This window comes from Saccharothrix ecbatanensis (assembly GCF_014205015.1).
GTDB lineage: Bacteria > Actinomycetota > Actinomycetes > Mycobacteriales > Pseudonocardiaceae > Actinosynnema > Actinosynnema ecbatanense.
The window spans coordinates 1,229,133-1,252,624 of record NZ_JACHMO010000001.1 but is presented as its reverse complement, the minus strand read 5'-3'; the positions used below and the strand labels follow the sequence as shown (position 1 = coordinate 1,252,624).

Genomic DNA, 23,492 nt, shown 5'->3' with positions numbered 1-23,492 from the left:
AATAGCATTAGTGTGCCTGGGGGGAAGACTCGTGAGCGCTAACTGGTACGACTTGTCGATCCACCAATTACGGACGTTCCTGGAAGTCGCGCGAACCGGCAACCTCACCAAGGCGGCCAGCCGCCTCGGCTACGCCCAGTCCAGCGTCACGGTGCACATCCGCACCCTCGAACGCAGGCTGGGCGTTCGCTTGTTCCACCGCCACTCGCAGGGCGTCCGGCTCACGGACGAGGGCGAGTCGGTCATCGGCCACGCGTCGCGCCTGTTCGAGGTCATCGACGACATGGTGCGGTCCGTCGGCTCGTCCGAACCGGTCCGCGGCCGGGTCGCCATCGGTGGTCCCGCGGTCCTGACCAGCTACTACCTCGGTCCGTTGCTGCGCAAGTGCCACCAGGTCTACCCGGAGTTGCGACTGAGCACCCGCACCCTGCGCCCTTCCGACATCGAGAAGACGGTGCGCGCGGGCGAGGTCGACCTCGGCTTCGTGCTGACCGAGGACTGCGGCGACGACCAGTTCCGCGACGGCCCGCTGCACTGGCGAACCCTGTGCGCGGTGGACTTCGTCGCCGTGTCCACCACCAAGACCGGGGTCCGGGTGGACGACGTGGTGCTGGTGGACGACCCCGAGTGCGTGGCACAGCAGGTGATGGCGCGCGAGTTCCGCCGCCGCTTCGGCCGGCCGCTGCCGAGCCTGGAGGTCGGCTCCATCGCGAGCGCCGTGGACAACCTGCGCGACACCACGAACGTCGCGTTCGTGCCGTACGTCGCGGTCAAGGAGAAGATCGACCGCGGTGAGCTGTCCATCGTGTCGCACTTCCCCAGCGCGCACGTGCACGCCCGCGCGATCTGGCGTGCCGAGATGACGAACTCCCCCACCCTCACGGCAGTGGTGCGTCACGCCGTCGAGGTCCTCTCCGACCCGGTCGCCGAGCTGGCGACCGTCGCGCCCACCTGCGCGCTGGCCACCGCCGGCTGACGGCGACACGCACCCGCATGAACACAGCGCTGCAGGTCAAGGCAGCGCTGCACGAAACGCAGCGCTGGACAACAACAATGGAGCAGCTTCGATGAGCCGTGAAGACGTCCTGGTCTCGGCCGCTTGGGCCGAGGAGAACCTCGCCACGCCCGGCGTGGTGTTCGTGGAGGTGGACGAGGACACCTCCGCCTACGACGGGGGCCACATCCCGGGCGCGGTGAGGATCGACTGGAAGACCGAATTGCAGGACCCTGTGCGCCGCGACTTCGTGGACCGCGCGGGCTTCGAGAAGCTGCTGTCCGCCAAGGGCATCGCCAACGACGACAACGTCATCCTGTACGGCGGCAACAACAACTGGTTCGCCGCGTACGCGTACTGGTACTTCAAGCTGTACGGCCACGACAGCGTGAAGCTGCTCGACGGCGGCCGCAAGAAGTGGGAACTGGACGGGCGTCCGCTGGACAAGGAGCCGGTCGAGCGCGACGCGACCAGCTACACCGCACAGGAGCAGAACCTCGCGATCCGCGCGTTCCGCGACGAGGTCGTCGACGCGATCGGCAACAAGAACCTGGTCGACGTGCGGTCCCCCGACGAGTTCTCCGGCAAGCTGCTGGCCCCCGCGCACCTGCCGCAGGAGCAGGCGCAGCGCGGCGGCCACATCCCCAGCGCGATCAACGTGCCGTGGAGCAAGGCGGCCAACGAGGACGGCACGTTCAAGTCGGACGAGGAGCTGGCCGAGATCTACGGCGAGGCCGGGTTCGACGGCTCGCGCAAGACGATCGCCTACTGCCGCATCGGCGAGCGCTCGTCGCACACGTGGTTCGCGCTGCACGAGCTGCTCGGCCACGACGACGTGAAGAACTACGACGGTTCCTGGACCGAGTACGGCTCGCTGGTCGGCGTGCCGGTCGAGCTCGGCAGCGGCAAGGAGGCCTGATCATGAGCCTGGACGGTTGCGGCGCGCCCCCACAGGGCGCCCACGTCGAAGTCGGGTCCAACGCGGTGGTGGTGAGCGGCAAGGTGCTCACCGAGGGAGCTCCGGTCGGTGGCGCGTTCGTGCGCCTGCTCGACGCGTCCGGTGAGTTCACGGCCGAGGTCGTGTCGTCCGCGGAGGGCGACTTCCGGTTCTTCGCCGCGCCGGGCAAGTGGACCGTGCGCGCGCTCTACCGCAACGTCAGCGGGCAGTCGGACGTCGTCGCGCTCGGTCCGGGCGTGCACGACGTCGAGGTGTCGCTGAACTGACCGAGGACGGGGCGGCGGCACGCGAACCCACCGCGCACCGCGTGCCGCCGCCCCGTCCTTGTTCTCCGCCAAACGAAATGGCCGTGTCGCTCCCGGCGTTCCCGTTTTGTTCACGTCCGTGAATCGAACCGGTGGTACCGAGAAATTCTCACTTCACGCGTCTAACGTGATGGTTCACCACCGTGAATATTGTTGCCCGCTCCGCAAACTTGCGCAATGCTCCCTGGGAGCGTTCCCAGGACCTGGTGACCGCCGCTGATTCCGCCACAGTCGGCAGCGGTCGGTGTCGTTGGAGGACCGCTGTCCAGGTGTGCTGTTCGCAAGGAGGCGACGCATGAGTCTGCGCATTGGTAACCGCGCGAGAAGTCGGACCGCAGGTATTGCCGCGGCCGTGTCGGTGGCGGCTTTGACCGGGGGCTTGGTAATGGCGGCCGGCACCAATGCCAATGCGGCGGTCGGGTGCCGGGTGGACTACACCGTGACGAGCCAGTGGCAGGGCGGGTTCGGCGCCAACGTCACGGTGACCAACCTGGGTGACGCGGTGTCGGGTTGGACCCTGGAGTGGAACTTCGCCGCGGGTCAGCAGGTCACGCAGCTCTGGGGCGGTGAGTTCACCCAGTCAGGCAGCGCGGTGCGGGTGCGCAACGCGAGCTACAACGGCTCGCTGGGCACGGGCGCGTCGGTGACGCCGGGCTTCAACGGGTCCTGGACCGGCTCCAACCCCGTCCCGACCTCCTTCAAGCTCAACGGCGTGGCGTGCACCGGTTCGCCCACCGACACCTCAACGTCGACTTCCACGTCGACCTCGACTTCGACTTCGACGTCCACTTCGACGTCGACCACGACCTCGACCACCACGACGTCGAACCCGCCGCCCACGGGTGCCGCGACCGGCTTCGCGACCCAGAACGGCGGGACCACCGGCGGCCAGGGCGGTGCGAAGGTCCGGGCCACCACGGGAACGCAGATCCACGCGGCCCTGTGCGGCCGGGCCAGCCGCTCCACCCCGATCATCATCGAGGTCGAGGGCACGATCAACCACGGCAACACCAGTCAGGTGTCGGGCGGCAGCTGCTCGACCGCCTCGGGCGTGATCGAACTCAAGCAGATCAGCAACGTCACGATCATCGGCGTCGGCAGCGGAGCGGTCTTCGACCAGCTGGGCATCCACATCCGCGAGTCCAGCAACATCATCATCCGGAACGTGACGGTCCGGAACGTCAAGAAGTCCGGTTCTCCCACCTCCAACGGCGGTGACGCCATCGGCATGGAGAGCAACGTCCGCAACGTCTGGGTCGACCACACCACCCTGCTCGCGTCGGGCGGCGAGTCCGAAGGCTACGACGGCCTGTTCGACATGAAGAACAACACCCAGTACGTGACCCTGTCCTACAGCACCCTGCGCAACTCCGGCCGCGGCGGGCTGGTCGGGTCCAGCGAGAGCGACCTCTCCAACGGGTTCGTCACCTACCACCACAACCTGTACGAGAACATCGACTCCCGGGCGCCCCTGCTGCGCGGCGGCGTCGGCCACATGTACAACAACCACTACGTGAGCCTCAACGAGTCCGGCATCAACTCCCGGGCCGGCGCCAAGGCCAAGGTCGACAACAACTACTTCAAGAACTCCCGCGACGTCCTCGGCACGTTCTACACCGACATGGCCGGCTACTGGCAGGTCAGCGGCAACATCTTCGACAACGTCACCTGGTCCGCCCCCGGCAGCGAGAACAAGCCCGCCGGACCGGACGTCAAGTCCACCACCACCGTCAACATCCCCTACAGCTTCACGCTCGACCAGGCCTCCTGCGTCCCGACCATCGTCGCCCAGACCGCAGGCGCCAACACCGGCATGAAGGAGTCGAACGGCAGCTGCTAACAGCAGCGCTTCGCACGGCGGCTACCGAGCCACACCGGCCCGGTAGCCGCCGTCTCGGCATCGTTCTGGACGACTCTCAGCGCGACTGCACGATTGAGGCGTATGTCAACTGTCGTTGCCCGTGTCCCAAGGGCGGAGGACAGTGACAAGATGACCTGTTTACTTGTCACTCCCTGGTGGCGTCGGCATCTGCCCGGGGAGGACTCCGAGGCGGTGGACGGCGGCGTCGACCCGACACCGATTCTCGACTGGGACCACCCGCTGGTCCGTTCGATGGCAGAGCAGATCACACCGCTCTGGCACAGCGACCCCGTCACCGCGTTGAAGGAGGCGCACCAGCTCGTCGCGAGCACGGTACGACCGGTGTACGCGGTGAACGACGTGCAGCCGATTTCGCGCACTCTCAGTCGGGGGCGGGGGTCGTGCAGCCAGCGGATGGCGGTTCTCGAAGGTCTCGCGCGCACTCACGGGATCGCGACGCGCGTACGGGGGCTCGTTGTCGACGGGCGGTTCTGGTATCCGCGGTTCCCCCAGGTGCCGTTCCTCGTGCCGGCACGGGTTCTCCTGGCGTGGCCGGAGTTCCGGGTGGAGCAGGAGTGGGTCCAGGTCAGCGAACTGTTCGGGACGTTGTCGGAGATGGAGTCCTCCGGCGGGTCCGGGTTCAGCAACGCGGGCGGTGAGACGCTGTTCGACGCCGTAGCGCGAACCGCGGTGGACTGGGACGGCCAGACCTGCTCGCCGGGGATGCCGTCGGCCTGCGACTTGTCCGCGACCGTGCTCACCGACCTCGGCCGGTTCGCCTCACGCGACGACCTGTTCACCCTTCACGGCCAGACCCTCTGCAGCCCACTCACCGCCCTGGGAGACCCCTTCCTGAGCCGCTGGACACCGCCGGCCGTCACCCATCGTTGAGAAGCTCCGCGCCGTCGACCAACCGAGCAGCAGGAGATCTCGGTGGCCGCACCGCAAGCGTTCTCAGATGGTGATGACGATCTTGCCCCGAGCGCGGCCTTCCGCCAGGTAGCGGATGGCTTGGGCGGTGTCGGCGAGAGGGAACGTGCGGTCGATTACCGGGGTCAGCTTGCCGGCCTCGACGAGCGTGCGCAGTTCCTCGATGTCCTCGCCGCGCTCCACGGAGAGCACGCCGCCCAGGCGCTGGCTCACGAAGGGGGACAACAGGATCGCCCGGAGAGCGCGGTCCATTCCGCCGAGCCACCGGCCGCCTCCCTCGCCGCCCACGAGGATCAGCCGGCCACGTGGGGTGAGGGCGCGGCGCAGGTGGGACAGCCGTCGCATCCCGCCGGTGTCGAGGATCAGGTCCCAGTGCCGCGTCCCGTCGGCGAAATCCGCCTTGGTGTAGTCGACAACGTCGTCCGCGCCGATCGAACGGACCAGGTCGACCTTGCCGGTGCTGCACACGCCGGTCACCGAGGCGCCGTACGCCTTCGCCAGCTGCACCGCGAACGTGCCCACCCCGCCGCCCGCGCCGATGACCAGGACCTTGTCGCCGGTCCGCACGGCGTCACGCAGGCTGTGCAGCGCGGTGAGGCCCGAGACCGGGACGGCAGCCGCCTGTTCGAGCGTCAGGTTCGACGGCTTCGGCACGCATCTCGCCACCGGCACGCACGCGTACTCGGCGAACGAGCCGCCGCACGTGCCGAACACCTCGTCACCGACCCGGAACGTCGTCACGTTGGCGCCGAGCGCCTCGACCGTCCCCGCGACATCCCGCCCCAGCACGGGGTTCCTGGGTCTGCGCAAGCCCAAGGCCGCACGGACCAAGAGCGGCAGCCCGGTCATGACGTGCCACACCCCGTAGTCCACCCCGGCCGCGTGGACCCGCACGAGCACCTCGTCGTCGCCAGGCTCCGGCTTGTCGATGTCGGCGAGCCGCAACACGTCGGCCGGGCCGTACCTGTCGTACACGATCGCCTTCATGATCTCTCCCCGTCCGGGCACTGGAAACGTCCGCAATGTAAAGCAAGTTTGACATCGCCGACTGTAAAGCTCAGCAGACATCATGTCAATAATCTTTTACTCCAGACGGGGGCGTGCGGGCGTTAATCGGTCGCCGTCACCCGGCCCGCTAGGGCAACATCGACACGGCCAAGGTGCCAGGGGAGGGAGTCGAATGGCTGCGCCAAGCTCGGAAAAACCCCACGGCACCGGCAAGAAGGCGGTGTTGCTCGCCCTGCGCCTGTACACCAAGGAGTTGCTGCGGCACCGGTTCATCGCCGTCGGCGCGCTCACCCTGCCCGCGCTGGGCGTCACGTGCCAGATGTACCTCGCGCCGCTGGCCGTGGGCGCGCTCATCGGGCGGCTCGCGGAGGGCGGCGACACGAGCCTCGCCACCGTGCTGCCGTACGTGCTGACCTTCGGCGGCGTGATGCTGTTCGCGGAACTGCTGTGGCGCATCGGCGTCCACTGCCTCAACCGCGTGGACGCGCGTGGGATCGAGCACCTGTCCGTCTTCGGCATGGACGCGCTGCTCGGCAAGGACGCGGCGTTCTTCCACGACAACTTCGCGGGGTCGCTCACCAAACGGGTGCTGAGCTTCGCGTCCCGCTTCGAGCAGTTCGTGGACACGGCGGTGTTCAAGGTCGTCGGCAACCTCCTCCCGCTGGGCTTCGCGTGCGTCGTGCTGTGGAGCTACAACCCGCTGCTCGTCGTGGTGCTGCTCGGTCTGATCCTCGGCACGGGATTCGGTGTCGTGCCGCTCGTCCGCCGCCGCCAGCAGCTGGTCGACCAGCGTGAGGCCGCCTACGCGCGGGTAGCCGGCCACGTCTCCGACGCGCTCACGAACATGGACTCGGTGCGGGCGTTCGCCGCCGAGCAGCGCGAGGGCGCGGAGCACCGGAGCCGCGCCGCCGAGAGCCGGACGCTGGCGATGAGGTCGTGGGACTACGGCAACCTGCGCATCGACACCATCATCGCGCCGATGTCCGTGCTCACCAGCGCGTTGGGCCTCGCGATCGCCGTCGGCGTCAGCGGCGGGCTCGGCGTGGAGGCGACCGTGGTGACGTTCACCTACTTCGCCAACGCGACACGGATCATGTTCGAGTTCAACCAAATCTACCGGCAGTTCGAGAGCGCGCTCACCGAGGCCGCCCAGTTCACCGAACTGCTGCTCGACCAGCCGACCGTGGTCGACCCGGAGCAGCCGGAACCGTTGCGCGTCAAGGACTCCCGGATCAGGTTCGACCGAGTGGTCTTCGCGCACAACGGCGGCAGGCCGCTGTTCACCGGGCTCGACCTCGACATCCCGGCGGGCACCCGGGTCGGACTGGTCGGCCGCTCCGGAGGCGGCAAGACCACGCTCACCCGGTTGTTGCTGCGGCTGATGGACATCAACGAAGGCCGCATCCTCATCGGCGGCCAGGACATCTCGCGCCTGCGCCAAGCCGACCTGCGCAGCCTGATCGCGTACGTGCCGCAGGACCCGGCCATGTTCCACCGCACGCTGCGCGAGAACATCGCGTTCGCACGGCCGGGCGCCACCGAGGCCGAGATCCGCCGCGCCGCCCAAGCCGCCCACGTCACGGAGTTCGCGGACGCGCTGCCCGACGGGTTCGACACGATGGTCGGCGAACGCGGTGTCAAGCTGTCCGGCGGTCAGCGGCAGCGGGTCGCGCTGGCCCGCGCGATCGTGCGCGACGCGCCGATCCTGCTGCTCGACGAGGCGACCAGCGCGTTGGACTCGGAAAGCGAGGTGTTGGTCCAGCAGGCGCTGTGGCAGCTCATGGAAGGCCGCACCGCGCTCGTCGTGGCACACCGGCTGAGCACCGTCGTGCGGATGGACCGGCTGATCGTGCTCGACCAAGGCCGGATAGTCGAACAGGGCACGCACGCCGAACTGCTCGACCTCGACGGCGCGTACGCGAAGCTGTGGCGCCACCAGTCCGGCGGCTTCCTCGACGAGGAGGTCCCCGACGAGGAGGTCCCCGACGAGCCGGACCCGGTGGGCGCCAAGCCGTTCCGTCTCTGATCTGCCGCAGCTGCCTGGACACGTGGGTCAACCGGTGTACAGGGTCAGCCCGTACGCCGCGAGGGGCTCGGAAACCGGCTGGATCCAGGTGGTGCCGCCGGACGTGCAGTTCCCTGATCCGCCCGACACCAACCCGACCGCCCGAACCGTGGCGCCCGAGCCGGGGTTGGTGACCACCGGCGCCCCGGAGGCGCCCGGCTCCGGGCACATGGTCGTGCGGGCGAGCTGGTTCACGCAGCCTTGCGGGTAGCACACCGTCTGGTTGACGCCGGTGATGCTGCCGCACCGCCACCCCGTGACCGGGCTGGAGTAGCACACGGACATGCCGACGGACGGGTTCGTGACGCCGGTGATGGTGACGTCGGCGCCGACGGCATAGCGATCGACCAGCGGGGTGGACACCGCGGCGGCCGACGCCACCCTGATGAGCCCGTAGTCGTTGCCCGGGAACGACGAGCCGCCGCTCGGGCCGATGTAGCCGCCGACGCCGTGCCAATCGCTGCCCACGCTCACGCAGTGCCCGGCGGACACGATGAAGCGAGCGGAACCCGAACGGGCGTTGAACCCCAACGTGCACCGCGCACCGACGCTGTGGATCGACTGCCCGGCAATGAGATCCCACACCGGACGGGGCGCCTCGGCGACGTGCTCGACGGTGACCGCGCCGGCACCAAGTCCGCCGGCCCACTCGACGACACCTGCGGCGGAGCCGTGCACGGACACCACCACCGCCTTGGCCGCGGCGTCGACGTGCCACGCGGTGACCGACTGAGGCCGCGTCGCAGCCCCCCGGTCCAACCGCTCCTTGGCGACCGCCGACCCGACCCCGTCCGGCTCCCCGGACACCGGCCCGGCCGAGGCGAACACGAGACCGGCCGCCAGCACGGCCACCGCCATCCGACGCACAGCAGGGAAGGTCATGATCTTCTCCCTCCAAAGCCACTAACGTAAGCGTCAGCGGAAGTCCCTGGATATGGACCATTAGTGGACACCGGTTAACGGTGACCACGGGCGGCCCTGGTGAAACCGGGAATCCTCCTGGACGCGCGCCGGGCCAAGCCCTCCCCCGCCCTGACCGAACCCCCGTTCACCACCGAGGAGAAAGCGGCCCTGACACCGCGCCCGGCCGACGTGCCCGCCGCGTCACGGGGCGAGGACGTGTCCTCCTAGCGGTTCGGTCGCCTGGGCTGCTCCGGAAGGCACGCGGACAACAGCGGGATCGGCGAACGATCCCGCCGTTGTCCGCGTGCGTGGCAGTCAGTCGCGGCGCGCGGGACCGGTGGAGGCGCGCACGGTGAGCTGGGTCGGCAGGATCGTGCGCGGTGCGCGGTCCAGCCGGCCGTCCAGCAGGCCGATCAGCATGTCGACGCCCGCCCGGCCGACCCGCTGCTTGGCCAGGCTGATGGTGGTCAGCGGTGGGTCGACCAGTTCGGCGAGGGGGATGTCGTCGAACCCGACGACGCTGATGTCGCCGGGCACGTCCACGCCCAACGCCCGGAACCGCCTGAGCAGGCCCAACGCCATCATGTCGTTGAAGGCCATGACCGCGGTCGCACGGGTCGCCAGGACCAGGTCCGCCACCGCCGTGCCACCGTCGAGGGTCGGCGCGGCGTGGCCGGTGTCGACCAGTTCGATGCCCGCCGCCGAGGTGGTCGAACGCAGAATGCGCTGTCGTTCCTTGTTGCTCCACGACGTGCGCGGACCGGCGACATAGGCGACGCGGCGGTGGCCCAGCGTCGCCAGGTGCCCCACCGCCTGCCGGATGCCGTCGTGGTCGTCGAAAGTCACGGCGGGCACGTGGCGGACGCAGCGCTGCACCACGACCACGGGCATGTCGTCGTACACCGAACGCAGTTCCTCGTCGCTGCACCGCGCGGACACCAGCAGGAATCCGTCCACCTGCTTGGACATCGCCCGGATCAACCCCATCTCCGCCGCCGGGTCCTCGTCGGTGTCGGCCAGGAACACCGCGTAATCGAGTTCGCGGGCCCTCGCCTCGGCGGCCTTGATGATGTCGGGGAAGAACGGGTTGGCGATATCGGGCACGATCAACCCGAGGTTCCCGGTACGCCCCGTGATGAGACCCCGTGCGGCCCGGTTCGGGTAATAGCCCAGCTCGGCGACGGCACGCTGCACCCGTTCCCGCGTGTCCGGGCGGACGTCGTCCGGCGCGGCGAGGGTGCGACAAACCGACGAGGCCGACACCCCGGCCAGCCGCGCCACGTCCTTGATCGTCACCGCCACGCCACCGAGTCTGGAATCCATTCCCGAAGTTGTCAATCCTTCGAAACAGTTTCGCGCGTCTTGACAGGCCAGAAGCCCGCAACACACGCTGGAAACGATTCCAGGACGTTCCAGAGCTGGTCAGCCCAAGGCAACCGCCGTCACCGACGGCCCGGATTCCGCCCACACCGCACCGAAGCAACGCCGCTACGGAGGTTCCATGAAATCCCTGCCGAGCCCGAACAACGCCGTGTCACGACGGCGACGATGGTCCAGGTCGACACGCACCAGGTCCGTCTTCATGGCCGCCGCGCTCCTGACAGCGGTGATACCGCCGGTGCTCATCGCCGCGCAGGCACCGGAGGCGGCGGCGGCCCCCGACGGCGAGTACGTCTCGTTCAGCCCGGTCGGCGGCGGTTTCACGCTCGCCGCGAACGGCAAGGCGGCACCGCTGTTCGTGGACGGCGGTGACCACGCCGGTGTCGTGCGGGTGGTGGGCGACCTGCGTGACGACGTCAAGCGCGTCACCGACGTCCAGCCGACCGTGTCCACCACCGTCCCCACCTCCGGCGAACCGGTCCTGGTCGGCACGATCGGGCGCAGCGCGCTCATCGACCGACTGGTGTCCAACGGCAAGCTGGACGTCGAGGGCATCCGAGGCAAGTGGGAGACCTCGCTGCAGCAGGTGGTGAACAACCCGCTGCCCGGCGTGCGCCGTGCCCTGGTGATCGCCGGCAGCGACCAGCGCGGCACGATCTTCGGGGTCTACGACCTCTCCCGCCGCATCGGCGTGTCCCCGTGGCACTACTTCGACGACGTGCCCGCGCGCAAGCACAGCGCCGTGTACGTCCGACCCGGCCGTCACACCCAGGGCACGCCGGCGGTGAAGTACCGGGGCGTGTTCATCAACGACGAGAACCCCTCCACCGGCAACTGGGCCCCCAGGACCTTCGGCCCGGGTCTGGCGCCCGGTTTCCCCTACGGCCTGAACCACAAGTACTACGAGAAGGTCTTCGAGGCCATGTTGCGGCTCAAGGCCAACTACCTGTGGCCGACGGTGTGGGGTAGGGCTTTCGCCGAGGACGACCCGCAGAACCACGCCACCGCAAGCCGGTACGGCGTCGTGATGGGCACCTCGCACGAAGCGCCGATGATGCGCGGCATCGAGGAGTGGGTCCGGCACGCCAAGCCCGACACCGACCCCTACGGCGGCAACGGCGACTGGAGCTACACCACCAACAAGGCAGCGCTCCAGCAGTACTGGCGTGACGGCGTCAAGCGCATGGAGCAGGAGGACTTCGAGGGCGTGGTCACCCTCGGCATGCGCGGCGACGGCGACCGCCCCAACCCCGACGCCGGCCGCGACGTCATGGAACAGATCATCGCCGACCAACGGCGCATCCTCGACGAGGAGACCACCAAGCCGATCACCGAGATCCCACAGGTCTTCACGCTCTACAAGGAAGTCCAGCAGTACTGGGACGCCGGCATGCGCCCGCCCGACGACGTCACCGTGGTCTTCGCGGACGACAACTGGGGCAACATGCGCAAGGTCCCCGACGCCTCCCTGCCGCCACGCGCCGGCGGCTACGGCCTGTACTACCACTTCGATTACGTCGGCGGCGGCCGCAACTACAAGTGGGTCGACACGATCAACCTGGCCAACACCCGCGAACAGCTCAACCTCTCCTACAAGTCCGGCATCGACCGGCTGTGGGTGGTCAACGTCGGCGACCTCAAGAACGAGGAAGCACCCACCCAGTTCTTCCTCGACTACGCCTGGAACCCGTCCTCCATCCCCGCCGACGGCATCGACGACTGGACCCGGAAGTACGCCGCCCAGAACTTCGGCAACCAGGCCGCGCCGGGGATCGCCGAGGTCCTGCACTCCTATGGGCAGTTGCAGGCGCGGCGCAAGCCCGAGGCCACCAACCGGCGCTACAACCGCAACGCCAACGGCACCTACGGCACCGACGACGCGATGACGCCGTACAGCATCGAGAACTACGGCGAGCTCGACCGGGTCACCGCCGAGTGGCGGGAGCTCGCGGCGAAGGCCGAGGCGGTGAACCAGACCCTGCCGACCGCCGACCGCGACGCCTACTACCAACTCGTGCTGTACGCGACCAAGGCCACCGCCAACATGTACGAACTGCGCCGGGCGCAGTTCGTCAACCGCTGGTACGCCACCCAGGGACGCGCCGCCACCAACGACCTCGCCGCCACGGCCGAAGCACGCCTCGCCGACGACGTGGCCATGTCGAACCACTACAACACCACCCTCGCCGGCGGTAAGTGGACCGGCTGGCAGACCCAGACCAAGTTCGGCTACGGCGACAAGGCCCGCTACGGCAACAACGCCAGCTGGCAGGAACCACCCGCACCCGACCAGATCTACCCCGCCCTGCAACGCATCACCGTCCCGACCACGGCGGAGATGGGCGTGGCCATCGACGGCTCGCTCAACTGGTGGCCCAACACCACCGACCAGCCCGTGCTGCCCGAGTTCAGCCCCTACCAGACCTCACCCGCCCAACACATCGAGGTGTTCAACCGGGGCACCACCCCGTTCGACTACCGGATCACGCCGTCCGTGCCGTGGCTGACCGCCACCGACACCGCCGGCACCGTGACGCAACAGGCCCGCGCCACCCTGCGGGTCGACTGGACCAAGGCACCCACCGGCAAGACCACCGTACCCATCACCGTCACCGGCGCCGGCCGCACCGTCACCGTGCAGGCCGTGGTGAACAAGCCGACCGAGGTTCCCGCTGACGGGTTCGTGGAGGCCAACGGCTACGTCTCCATCGAAGCCGACCACTACACCCAAGCCGTCAACGCCAACGGCGTCTCGTGGTCGCACATCCCCGACATCGGCCGCACCGGTTCCGGCATGCAGCCCAACCCCGTGACCGCCCCCAACCAGACCCCAGGCGGTGACGGGCCGCGGTTGGAGTACAAGGTCAACCTGACCACGACCGGACCGGTCACCGTGTGGGCCTACCTCTCACCGCGCAACAACGTGCGGCCCGGTGACGGCGTCAAGTACGCCATGTCCATCGACGACCAGGCACCCCAGACGGTCAACATCACCACCGCCACCCGTGCCGATGACACGACCATGAACAAGGGCTGGGAGGTCAACGCGCTGGAAGCGGTCAACCGCACCGCCACCACGTTCAACGTCACGTCCCCCGGCGTGCACACCCTGAAGTTCTGGGTGGTCGACCCCACCGTGGTGCTACAGAACCTCGTGGTCGACACCGGCGGCCTCAAGTACAGCTACCTGGGCCCACCGGAAAGCCACCGGGCGGGCACTCCGTCAAGTCCGACTTCCATCGCACCGGAATAACACCAACCTGCACCACCGCCTGATCACCTCGGTCGGCGGGAGCCCTCAGGTTCCCGCCGGCCTGGTGGTCGTCACCGGTGTTGCTCCGTTCCGGGCAATTCGGGTTTCGTCGGGGAACCTGTTGCGGTCCCGGGTGCGTCGTAGGCGCGTCGGAGATCCGGATGGACAGGGTGGCAATGGGCGGAAGCGTGGTCGAGAAGCCTTCCGGGCGCGGGTTCGTGCTGACGGCGTGGCTGGTGGTCTACAGCATCGGGGCGCTCGCGGTCGGGGTGATGTTGGTCGTTCATGCCATCCAGGAACTGGACAACGGGCGGACGCTGCCCATCCCGGTGGCGCTGCTGATCCTGGGGTTGCTGGGTGAGGCGATCGGCTTGACGGGGCTGTGGCTGTGGCAGCGGTGGGGCCTGTCACTGCTTCTGATCAGTGTCGTCGTCGGACTGGTCGGATCGGTGGCAGGCGAAGTGTCAGGCCTGGTCACCGCCGGCCGGGTGGTCTGGGTGGGCCTCTTCGTCTTCGCGCTAATGCCCCGCTGGGAACTGTTCCGGGCCTAGGAATGCCCCAGTGCTTGTTTTACCTTTCACTGAAGCAATAGTGGCCAGTCGTCAAGACACTGCGGACGCTGATCGAACGGGCGGTGATCAGCCCACAAGCTGCTCGATCTTCGAGATCTGCAACGCCGGCCACCTCTGGACCATGTCGCGCTCTTCGTTCTCGCTGACCTGGTCGCTGCCGTCCCACACAGTGGCGGCCACAACGACCGTGCCGACTCGGATCGCCATGGCCGTGGAACCCGGGACCTCGAACGACAGGCTCGCGTCACCCCACCCGGGAGAGCCCTCCTTGACCTTCGGGATGCCCTCCTCCTCGAGGCGATCGCGGATGTCGGTCACCAGCCCGTTCCAGCCGACTTCCGCCGCGTTCTCGTCGTCGTAGGCGAGGACGTTGGACAGAACCCGGAAGAACACGTTCTCCGACAGCTCGAGCACGACCATGCCCACCCCATGAACGTGCTCACAAGCCCAGCCGTCGCCTTCCTCACGCCACTTTCGGCACTGATCGTCCAAGGCTGCGCCGGTCAGCACGGACCGCCCGTCCTTGTTGGAGGACGGCACCGACAGTGAACCGGTGAGCCCGTCGTGCGCGACGAATCCGGGCAGGTCGCGCTCAGTCGGAAGCGCCGCATCGATGTCGGCGGCGTCGAGAGTCGGGGCAGGCCACAGCAGATAAGCACCGAGACTGGCCAACCCCAGCACCACAGCCACGACACCGACCAACGTGCGGCGGCGCATCATCCGGAACATGGCGGGCACCGTAACGACCGATACCGGGGACCCGTCCCCGACTGGGAGTGCAACAGCCAGTCCCGCCATGGATCCGCGCCCGCAGCGACCAGCACGCGGGCGTTGTCCGAACGATCCGCGGCCACCGCCCGCCACAACGCCGTGCACCCGCCCGACATCGCGTCCACACCGCACGGCTACCGCCGGTCGGCAAAGGAGGTCACATCATCCAGGGCATCTTCAGCGGTTCCACCGAGGTCAGGATCTGACCTCAAGTCACGCAGCAGCTGAAGGACATCGTCCCGGATCACTCCATCAAGCCGTGCGACATGCCCCATGCAGGTCACCGACAACGCCCGGAGCTGGCGGTCCGATCCCCTCGCAACGCAGTCGATCAGCAACGTTTGAAGCCAATCGCGGTCGTCCTCGTGGTAGGTGAGCGACAGGAGGGCATTCGAGGCCAGAAGCAGGTCAGGACCACGAAGTTGCTCGAGCATCCGGATCCGCCATGAGCCGTGGGGCTGTTCCCCCGGTACGTCGTCGCACGTCTCCACGCTTGATCACCTTTCGTAGAGCAACCAGCCGCAGGCCGTTGGTGGAGGTGGAGCGTCTCGCTCGATCATCCCAGCTGGTTGCCGCCAGTTCGACGTCCAGATCAACGAGCGTTCCACTCGACGAATTAGTCAGTGCACCGGACCGGGTTAACCGACAGGCCGCGCGAGGACCGAGGCGTTCCTCACCACCGGTTGACAGACGTACACCGTAAGTACATAGTGAGGAGGATGACTTACAGCGTATATCTCAGCTTGAGGCCGGGTCCGGCGAGAGCGCCGCCCGCGTGCCAACGGCCCGGCACGTGCGAGCCAAGCCCTCTGACTGAACCCTATCGCCACAGCTCACGCGCTGTGCCGGCCAGGTACTGGAGGGCATCGGACACCGCCCACCCAAGCGGGGTGTCCGATTTGCGGCTTTGCATCGGCCGTACCGGTACCGACCATCACCGGAAGCCCAGGCTAACGAACGTATTCCACTCGATCTGGGATCCGTGTCCATTTACGGCACGTGGACGACGAACGCGTCCTCGGCCGCACAAAAACATCCGCCGAACACGGCGGTACGAATTCCGGACAATTAGTATCCCGGGGGGGACCTGATGTCGAACTTCATCCGCATGCTCGCCCAGAGCGAGGCGTACCACTCCATGAACGGCCTCTACAGCGGCCGAGCGGTACGTGCGGCGGGTCCGTTGGACCTGGAAGCGCTGTCGGCGGCGGTAAGCGCGTTGGGTGTGGCACACCCCGTGCTGTCGTGCCGGATCGGGCGGGACGAAGAAGGACAGCCGGTGCTCGTCGAGGGGTCGGGCAGCGACTTCCGCTTGTCCCACTACGAGGGACGCAGTGAAGACCGGACGGCTGGGATGCCGCCGTTGGACGTCCGGGTAGGCGCGGTGCACGTCGTGCGCCATGACGCCGAGACCTGGTCGTTGACGTTGATGACGCACCACTCGATGGTCGACGGCCGGCACATGTTGAAGGTCCTGGCGGACCTCTGGTCGTTCTACACGGAAGCAGCCGCGGGCAGGACGCTGCAGCCTCGCAGCCACGGGATTCCCCGGCCGCTGGAGGAGTTGCTGACCGAGCGCGGCGTCGAGATCCCAGAAGATCACCAAGAGGAACTCACCGCGGACGCCGACCTCGAAGCCGCGCAGGAAGGCGCCGGGGCGGCGGAGGTCACGATGCCGCGGTTCACCGCGTCACCGCAGGCCGAAGACGCGGATGGCCACCCGGTGTGGCGGCGGGTGGTGTTGACGTCCGTCGAGACGCAGGCGCTGGCCGCGGTGGCGCGCGGCGGGCGGACCACCGTCAACGGCGTGGTCTCGGCGGCGTTGATGCTGTCGACCGCCGAGGACACGGGCATCGCGGTCCAGGACTTGGTGCACGTCGCCGCGGTCGACCTGCGGCAGCAGTTCTCCCCGCCCATCGCTCCCGCCGAGTGCACCAACGGCATCGCCGCGGCGGTGTACTGCGACGCGGACCCCGATGCCGATCTCCTCACCTTGGCACGGGCGATCACCGAGACCGTCAGGGACGACCTGACGACCGGCCGGTCGCTGAAGTTCATCGGCATGACGCCGAGCCTTCAGGAGCTGTTCATGACTTCGGTGGGCCGGATCGTCGGCACGACGAACGTCGGCGCGATCCCCCGCCTGGCCCGGCCGGCGGGCGTGGAACTGGTGGACTACCACCGCTTCGAGCAGCTGATCACCCCGCACGGCGTCGACAACCCGATGTTCGCGGTCAGCATCTTCGAGGGCAGGCTCCACATCGACTCGACCTTGCCGGAGTCCGTCCTCAACGGACTCGACCGGAGGATCCGCGAGCTCATCACCATCGGCACCGGGCACAACGCGGTCAACGCGGGCACGACTGCCACCGCCCCGGTGCCGCAGGAGTTCTGCGACGTCGTGTTGCCGCACCTGCCCTACAACGAGTCGGGGACGTTGAAGGCCGACGACGAACTGGGCGCTCTCGGCCTGGACTCGATGGGGGGCGTCCAGCTGATGAGCGTCCTCGAGACCACCTACAACGTGACGCTGTCCGACGACATCGTCGCCGAGGTCACGTTCGCCACGGTCGGTTCGCTGTGGTCGGAGGTGGCCGCCGCGCTGGTGGCAGCGCAGGAATGACGGCGCGCAGCGGGCCGGTCGCCGCCGTCGAAGCGCGGTCGGTCGACGCGAGTAGCTTGGCGTGCCGGACGAAGGAGGTCACCATGCTCACGACCGATGTCGAGACCGCCGACGGGGTGGTGCGGGGTCGCCGGGGCCGGCTCGCGTTGCGGTGGCAGTCGATCCCGTACGCGGCCCCGCCGGTCGGGCAGTTGCGACTACGGGCGCCGCAACCGACGAAGCCCTGGGCGGGGGTGCGCGACGCCACCCGGTTCGGGAACGCGGCGGTGCAGCCCCGCAACCCGATGGTGGGGTTGCGGCGGACCGGCGAGGACTGCTTGACCCTGAACGTGACGGCGCCCCTGGGTCCCGCGGACCGGCCGCGGCCGGTGCTGGTCTTCGTCCACGGCGGCAGCTACATGTTCGACACCGCCGCACGATACGAGGGTGACGCGCTGGCGGCGCGCGGCGACGTGGTCGTGGTGACGATCAACTACCGGCTCGGCGCGCTCGGCTACTTCGACTTCACCGAGTTCTCCACCACCGGCAGGCCTTTCGAGTCGAACCTGGGGTTGCGGGATCAAGTGGCGGCGTTGCGGTGGGTGCACCGCAACATCGCCGCCTTCGGTGGGGATCCGGGCAACGTCACCATCTTCGGTGAATCGGCGGGCGGGCACGCGGTGCTGACGCTGATGACGACCCCGAGCGCGACCGGGTTGTTCCACCGGGTGATCGCGCAGAGCGCGAACGCGGACAAGTCCGCGGACCCGGAAGCGGCCCGGCTGTTCGCCCGGCGCTTCGTCGCCGGGCTCGGCGCCACCCCGGACACCGCGGCGCAGGCGTTGAGCACGGCGGCCGAGAAGGACCTCTGCCGGGCTGCCGGGCTGGCGTTGTCGGAGACGCAGCGCGCTTGTCCGGGCAGTTATCCCCTGGCGCCGGTCGCGGACGGCGACTTCCTGCCGCTGCACCCGTTGGACGCCTTCGCCGCGGGCCGGGCGGCGCCGGTGCCGCTGATGATCGGCACCAATCACGACGAGTGCACCCTGTTCCAGTTCGACGAGGGCACGCCGACCTCCGCCCCCGTGCTGCGTGCCGCGCTGGAACGCTGCGGTGACGACTACGAGCGGATCGTCGCGGCCTACCCCGGTTACCCGAAACGGGCGGCGGCAGTGCGGGTCAGCACCGATTTCGTGTACTGGCGGCCGACGGTGGCGGTGGCCGAAGCCCACGGCGACCGGGCGCCGACGTTCTGCTACCGCTTCGACTTCGCGCCCCGCGCGTTGCGCCTGACCGGTGTGGGCGCCATCCACGGGTTGGAGTTGTTGCCGGTGTTCGGTCGCGTCGACAGCCTGCCCGCGCGGCTGCTGACGCTGACCGGTGGGCGGCAGGGGTTCCGCGCCGTGCAGGACGAGGTGCAGGGTGATTGGCTGGCTTTCGCCCGCACCGGCAGGCCGCGCTCCTCGTGGCCGGAATACACGGCGGCGCAACGGAACACCCGCGTCATCGACCACCCGTCACGGGTCGAGGCAGACCCGCGCCGGGAACGCCGGCTGCTGTGGGACGGGCTGCGGGTCCCCGCTCCGAAATAGGCCAGGCACCACGCCGGGCGCTTTCGCCGATCGAGGCGGTCCATGATGAAGGGGAAGTCACAGGGTATGACAACCGACCATCGGCCCCGCGCCGGCGCGAGGGAGTGGATCGCGCTGGCCGTGTTGACCCTCCCGGCGATGATCGTGGTGATGGACCTGACGGTCCTGCACCTCGCGGTGCCGCACCTGAGCGCCGACCTGATGCCGTCCGCGTCGCAACTGCTGTGGATCACCGACATCTACGGCTTCGTGATCGCGGGCTTCCTCATCCCGATGGGATCGCTGGGTGACCGGATCGGACGCCGCAGGCTGCTGCTCATCGGCGCCGCCGGGTTCGGCGTGGCATCGGTGCTGTCGGCGTACGCGACCAGCCCCGAGATGCTGATCGCGGCGCGGGCGCTGATGGGGTTCGCCGGCGCGACGCTGAAGCCGTCGACGCTGTCGCTGATCCGGAACATGTTCCACGACGACCGGCAGCGCACCCTCGCGGTCTCGTTGTGGATGATGAGCTTCATGGTCGGCGCGTCGGTCGGGCCGCTCGTCGGCGGCGCGTTGCTCGAGGTGTTCTGGTGGGGCTCGGTCTTCCTGGTCGGCGTGCCGGTGATGGTGCTGCTGCTGGTCGCCGGACCGGTATTGCTGCCGGAGTTCCGCGACCCGAACGCGGGCCGGTTGGACATGCTGAGTTCGGTGCTGTTGCTGGCGGCGGTCCTGCCGATGGTCTACGGGATCAAGAAGACGGTCGAGAACGGGGTCGGCTGGCCGCTGGTCGTCGCCGTCGTGGTCGGCGTCGGGAGCGGTGTGCTGTTCGTCCGGCGGCAGCGGACGCTGCGCCACCCACTGCTCGACCTGACCTTGTTCCGGAAGCGCTCGTACGGCGTGACCATCGGTGTCGTGACGACGGCGTCGTTCGTGATGATCGGCCTGAACCTGTTCATCATGCAGTACCTCCAGCTGGTGCACGGGCTTTCGCCGTTCCGCGCCGGGCTGTGGGTGTTGCCGATCACCGGTGCGATGGTGGTAGGCCTCGTCGTCGGGCCGCTGGTCGCGGCGCGGGTGCGGCCGGGGTTCGTCATGGCCGGTGGCCTGTTCGTCGCCGCGGTGGGTATCGCGATCATGACGCAGGTCGACGGTTCGTCCGGGTTCACCGCCCTGATCGTCGGCGGCAGCGTGATGGCGGCCGGGTTGGCGCCGCCCGCCGCGCTCGGCACGGACCTGATCGTCCGGTCCGCGCCGCCGGAGAAGGCCGGAGCGGCCTCGGCGGTGTCGGCGACGAGCAACGAACTCGCCGGCGCTCTCGGGCTGGCGCTCCTCGGGAGCATCGGCACGGCGGTCTACCGGTCGAACATGGGTGATTCCCTGGCTGCCGGCGCGAACTCCGCGGCGGCCGGTGATTCCCTCGCCGCCACGGCGGCTGTGGCCGCCACGCTGCCCGCTGATCTCGGCGCGAGCCTGCTGACGGTGGCGCGCGCGGCGTTCACCGACGGCTTGCAGGTCACCGCGGTGGTGTGCACGGCAGTAGTGCTGGTGGTCGTGCCCGTCGCGGCGGTCCTGCTGCGTGATGTCGGATCACCGGCGACATCGGGCAAGCCCGGCGGTGAACCGGCGACGGCCGTCACCGGTTCCGGCACAACGCCGGTCTGAGTCGGTCCGCATCACCTGGAAGGCCCCAAAAAAACGGACGGCGCCCGCGTTCCCTGGGCGCCGTCCTTGTTCCCTACCAGTCACTCATCGGTCCGTCTCAGATCGGCCGGTTCTCGAGTCCCTCGAAGCCGATCAGGCTGTGGTACTCCAGCGCGCTCCAGTGCTCCACCGCGCGGAAGCCGCGCACCTTGAACATGTCGCCCCGGGAGAACTGCAACGCCTTGCCGTCGCTTGCCCGGTGACCGCGCCACACCGAACGGATGTAGAACTCGTCGTCGGCGGCGACCACCTGGGTGACCTCGACGGTCAGGTCCGGGAACTCCTGGTGGTACTTGCGCAAGTTGGCCGCGAAGGCCTCCCTGCCGTTGCCGACGCCCGGCTGGTGGTTCACCAGGTCACGGCTGACGTACAACGCGGACCAGCGATCGGCGTCGCCGGAACCGAACAACCGCTTGGCGTACTCCTGCGCCAGCGCGACGTTCCTGGTCTGCTTGCGAGTGCCCGTCCAGTCGATCGGGTCGGCGGGCTGCACGACCGCCGGGATGGGGAAGCCGAACTTCATCGCGACCGAGTAGTCGATCGTGTCCCAGTGCTCCGCGATCTTGCCGTCCTGCACCCGGTAGATGTCCATCACCTCGATGCGGATCTCCTGCCCGGTGACCCCGTGGTGCCCGGAGAAGGTGTTCAGCATGACGGCGGTGTCACCCTGCGCCAGGATCTTGTGCCGGTCGGCGTGGAAGTCCGGGAACATGCCCTCCAGCAGGTTCCAGAACTTGTTGAAGCCCGCCAGCCCCTGGTCCATCAGGATCGAGTGCTGGATGTACCAGTCGTGGATGTACTTCGGTCCGGCGGAGAGGTCGTTCTTGTCGACCACCTCGTCGTAGAACTCGTCCAGGACCCGCTTGGTCTCCTCGCCGACCAGATCCACCTTCGGCCGCTCGCCTGCGGCGCCGACGGTGAACGTCGGCGCGCCCATGGCCGTCACCGGCACCAGCGCCGCACTGCCGGAGAGCAGCACGACCGCGACCGCCCCGATCGTCAATGTCCTTCTCACGAAACCTCTTTCATCGACATCTGGAACGAGCGCGGTCGCGCCCACTCACGTCTTCTGCGGGACCGCCCGCTGCTCGGGTTCGGGCTCCTCCTCGCGCGACCGGTCGGACACGACCTTGGGCAGCACGACCAACGCGATCAACGCGCCGACCGCGGCCACCCCGGCGCCGACGTACATGGCGTCGGCCAGCCCGGACACGAACGCGTCCGACGCCAACCGGCGCAACTGCTCGCCACCCTCGCCACCGAGCTTCTCGGCGACCAGGTTGGCGCCGCCGATGGAGTCGCGGACCACCGCGTCCACCTCGGCGGGCAGCGGGCTCTCGGCCGGCAGCGCGGCCCGGTAGGTGGTGGCCAGCACGCTGCCGGTGACCGCGATACCGAGTGTGCCGCCGACCTGGATGGCGGCGTCGGTGACCGCCGAGCCGACGCCTGCCTGGGCCGGTGGCGTCGCGGCCAGGATGGCGTTGGCGCACGCCGGCATCGCCAGGCCCATGCCGAGCCCGAAGAGTGCCAACGCGATCAGCGGCGCGGTCTTCGAGTCCGTCTCCACCCCGGCGAGCACGACCATGGACACACCGGTGAGGGTCAGGCCCAGCGTCGCCGTGCCCTTCAGACCGGCCTTCTCGACCAGTTTGATGCCCATGCCCGCACCCACCACGATGGTGATGGCGGACAGCAGGCGGACGCCCGTGGCGAACGGCTCGTAGCCCAGGACCAACTGGAGGAACTGGGTGACCACGAACAGCATCGCGAACAGCCCGAAGTTGACCATCAGCACGGTCGCGGCGCTGCCGGAGAACTGGCGGTTGCCGAACAGCTCACCGGAGAGCATCGGGTGCTCGATGCGCCGTTCCCACAGCGCGAACACCCCGAGCAGCACCGCGCCGCCGATCAGCACGGCCAGCGTGGTCGGGTCGTCCCAGCCCTCGTGCGGAGCGCTGATCAGGCCGTAGACCAGTGCGAACAGACCCGCGGCGGACAGCACGACACCGACCAGGTCCAGCTTGCCGACCAACTTCGCCCGTGACTCCGGGATCATCAGGAAGCCCGCGATCAGGGCCAGCGCGACCAGTGGCACGTTGACCAGGAACACCGAGCCCCACCAGTAGTTCTCCAACAGCAGGCCGCCGACGATCGGGCCGAGTGGGACACCGATGGCGCCCGCGGCGGCCCAGATGCCGACCGCCTTGGCCTGCTCTTCGGCCGGGAACACGTTCCTGATGATGGACAGCGTCGCAGGCATGATCATCGCGCCGCCGATGCCCATCCCGGCGCGGGCCGCGATCAGCAGGTCGGCCGAGTTCGCGTAGGCCGCGGCCAACGAGAAGCCGAGGAACACGACCATCCCGACGAGCAGCACGCGCTTGCGGCCGAGCCGGTCGGCCAGGCTGCCGGTGAGCAGCAGCAACCCACCGAACGGCAGGGTGTAGCCGTCGATGGTCCACTGGAGTTCGCTGGCCGTCGCGCTGAGCGTGGACTGGATGCTGGGCAGCGCCACCGTCAGGATCAGGTTGTCCAACCCGATGACCGTCAGGCTCAGGCATAGCACCGCGAGTATCTTCCAGCGGTTCTTGTACACGGTATCCCTGTCCACCAGCGCACTC

General features: G+C 68.5%; 19 protein-coding genes. 12 read left to right on the top strand and 7 right to left on the bottom strand.

Features of this window, described 5'->3' with window-relative positions; all coding sequences use genetic code 11:
* Window positions 1-31 precede the first annotated feature (31 nt).
* The 5 genes from F4560_RS05680 to F4560_RS05660 all read left to right on the top strand — a co-directional run bounded on the left by F4560_RS05680 (window position 32) and on the right by F4560_RS05660 (window position 5,009).
* Window positions 32-976 carry a LysR family transcriptional regulator gene (locus tag F4560_RS05680; protein ID WP_184917181.1) on the top strand — a complete coding sequence of 315 codons (945 nt, stop codon included), beginning with the start codon at window positions 32-34 and terminating at the stop codon, window positions 974-976.
* Between the two features lie 91 nt (window positions 977-1,067).
* A complete protein-coding gene (locus tag F4560_RS05675; RefSeq protein WP_184917179.1) occupies window positions 1,068-1,913 on the top strand; it encodes a sulfurtransferase in 846 nt (281 codons plus the stop codon).
* Window positions 1,914-1,915: 2 nt separating this feature from the next.
* Complete coding sequence (locus F4560_RS05670; protein ID WP_184917176.1) at window positions 1,916-2,218, top strand: DUF1416 domain-containing protein; 303 nt, start codon at window positions 1,916-1,918, stop codon at window positions 2,216-2,218.
* 466 nt (window positions 2,219-2,684) lie between these two features.
* Window positions 2,685-4,097, top strand: a complete 1,413-nt coding sequence (locus F4560_RS44180; protein ID WP_184917173.1) for a pectate lyase family protein — start codon at window positions 2,685-2,687, stop codon at window positions 4,095-4,097.
* Between the two features lie 102 nt (window positions 4,098-4,199).
* Window positions 4,200-5,009 carry a transglutaminase domain-containing protein gene (locus F4560_RS05660; RefSeq protein WP_221483353.1) on the top strand — a complete coding sequence of 270 codons (810 nt, stop codon included), beginning with the start codon at window positions 4,200-4,202 and terminating at the stop codon, window positions 5,007-5,009.
* A 63-nt stretch (window positions 5,010-5,072) separates the two neighbouring features.
* Here F4560_RS05660 and F4560_RS05655 read toward each other — a convergent pair whose 3' ends face one another.
* Window positions 5,073-6,035: an NAD(P)-dependent alcohol dehydrogenase gene (locus tag F4560_RS05655; RefSeq protein ID WP_184917170.1), complete on the bottom strand. Its 963-nt coding sequence runs from the start codon at window positions 6,033-6,035 to the stop codon at window positions 5,073-5,075.
* A gap of 193 nt (window positions 6,036-6,228) precedes the next feature.
* Here F4560_RS05655 and F4560_RS05650 point away from each other — a divergent pair, with 193 nt between their 5' ends.
* On the top strand, window positions 6,229-8,082 hold the full coding sequence (locus F4560_RS05650; RefSeq protein ID WP_184917167.1) for an ABC transporter ATP-binding protein: 1,854 nt from the start codon (window positions 6,229-6,231) through the stop codon (window positions 8,080-8,082).
* Between the two features lie 27 nt (window positions 8,083-8,109).
* Here F4560_RS05650 and F4560_RS05645 read toward each other — a convergent pair whose 3' ends face one another.
* Window positions 8,110-9,003 carry a S1 family peptidase gene (locus tag F4560_RS05645; protein ID WP_184917165.1) on the bottom strand — a complete coding sequence of 298 codons (894 nt, stop codon included), beginning with the start codon at window positions 9,001-9,003 and terminating at the stop codon, window positions 8,110-8,112.
* Between the two features lie 99 nt (window positions 9,004-9,102).
* On the opposite strand from F4560_RS05645, the gene F4560_RS05640 reads away from it, so the two are divergent.
* A complete protein-coding gene (locus tag F4560_RS05640) occupies window positions 9,103-9,252 on the top strand; it encodes a hypothetical protein (protein WP_184917162.1) in 150 nt (49 codons plus the stop codon).
* A gap of 87 nt (window positions 9,253-9,339) precedes the next feature.
* On the opposite strand, the gene F4560_RS05635 is transcribed toward F4560_RS05640, so the two are convergent.
* Window positions 9,340-10,347, bottom strand: a complete 1,008-nt coding sequence (locus F4560_RS05635; protein WP_221483352.1) for a LacI family DNA-binding transcriptional regulator — start codon at window positions 10,345-10,347, stop codon at window positions 9,340-9,342.
* A 259-nt stretch (window positions 10,348-10,606) separates the two neighbouring features.
* Between F4560_RS05635 and F4560_RS45435 the strand changes: the two genes are divergently transcribed.
* Both F4560_RS45435 and F4560_RS05625 read left to right on the top strand, forming a co-directional pair.
* Window positions 10,607-13,657: a glycosyl hydrolase 115 family protein gene (locus tag F4560_RS45435; RefSeq protein ID WP_184917159.1), complete on the top strand. Its 3,051-nt coding sequence runs from the start codon at window positions 10,607-10,609 to the stop codon at window positions 13,655-13,657.
* Between the two features lie 161 nt (window positions 13,658-13,818).
* Window positions 13,819-14,208 (top strand): hypothetical protein, encoded by a 390-nt coding sequence (locus tag F4560_RS05625; protein ID WP_184917156.1) that lies wholly within the window; start codon window positions 13,819-13,821, stop codon window positions 14,206-14,208.
* 87 nt (window positions 14,209-14,295) lie between these two features.
* Here the strand turns inward: F4560_RS05625 and F4560_RS05620 are convergent, their stop codons facing one another.
* On the bottom strand, window positions 14,296-14,958 hold the full coding sequence (locus F4560_RS05620; protein WP_184917152.1) for a hypothetical protein: 663 nt from the start codon (window positions 14,956-14,958) through the stop codon (window positions 14,296-14,298).
* A gap of 176 nt (window positions 14,959-15,134) precedes the next feature.
* Window positions 15,135-15,491, bottom strand: a complete 357-nt coding sequence (locus tag F4560_RS05615) for a hypothetical protein (RefSeq protein ID WP_184917149.1) — start codon at window positions 15,489-15,491, stop codon at window positions 15,135-15,137.
* Window positions 15,492-16,090: 599 nt separating this feature from the next.
* Here F4560_RS05615 and F4560_RS44165 point away from each other — a divergent pair.
* The 3 genes from F4560_RS44165 to F4560_RS05600 all read left to right on the top strand — a co-directional run bounded on the left by F4560_RS44165 (window position 16,091) and on the right by F4560_RS05600 (window position 20,832).
* The gene (locus F4560_RS44165) at window positions 16,091-17,623 is read left to right on the top strand and encodes a phthiocerol/phthiodiolone dimycocerosyl transferase family protein (RefSeq protein ID WP_246477738.1); all 1,533 of its coding nucleotides are present in this window, start codon (window positions 16,091-16,093) and stop codon (window positions 17,621-17,623) included.
* Between the two features lie 83 nt (window positions 17,624-17,706).
* Window positions 17,707-19,191: a carboxylesterase/lipase family protein gene (locus tag F4560_RS05605; RefSeq protein ID WP_184917146.1), complete on the top strand. Its 1,485-nt coding sequence runs from the start codon at window positions 17,707-17,709 to the stop codon at window positions 19,189-19,191.
* A gap of 66 nt (window positions 19,192-19,257) precedes the next feature.
* The gene (locus F4560_RS05600) at window positions 19,258-20,832 is read left to right on the top strand and encodes an MFS transporter (protein ID WP_184917144.1); all 1,575 of its coding nucleotides are present in this window, start codon (window positions 19,258-19,260) and stop codon (window positions 20,830-20,832) included.
* 97 nt (window positions 20,833-20,929) lie between these two features.
* Here F4560_RS05600 and F4560_RS05595 read toward each other — a convergent pair whose 3' ends face one another.
* Together F4560_RS05595 and F4560_RS05590 are read right to left on the bottom strand one after the other, a co-directional pair.
* Window positions 20,930-21,886 carry a nuclear transport factor 2 family protein gene (locus F4560_RS05595; RefSeq protein WP_184917141.1) on the bottom strand — a complete coding sequence of 319 codons (957 nt, stop codon included), beginning with the start codon at window positions 21,884-21,886 and terminating at the stop codon, window positions 20,930-20,932.
* Window positions 21,887-21,931: 45 nt separating this feature from the next.
* Window positions 21,932-23,482, bottom strand: a complete 1,551-nt coding sequence (locus tag F4560_RS05590) for an MFS transporter (RefSeq protein ID WP_184917139.1) — start codon at window positions 23,480-23,482, stop codon at window positions 21,932-21,934.
* Between the last annotated feature and the right edge of the window lie 10 nt (window positions 23,483-23,492).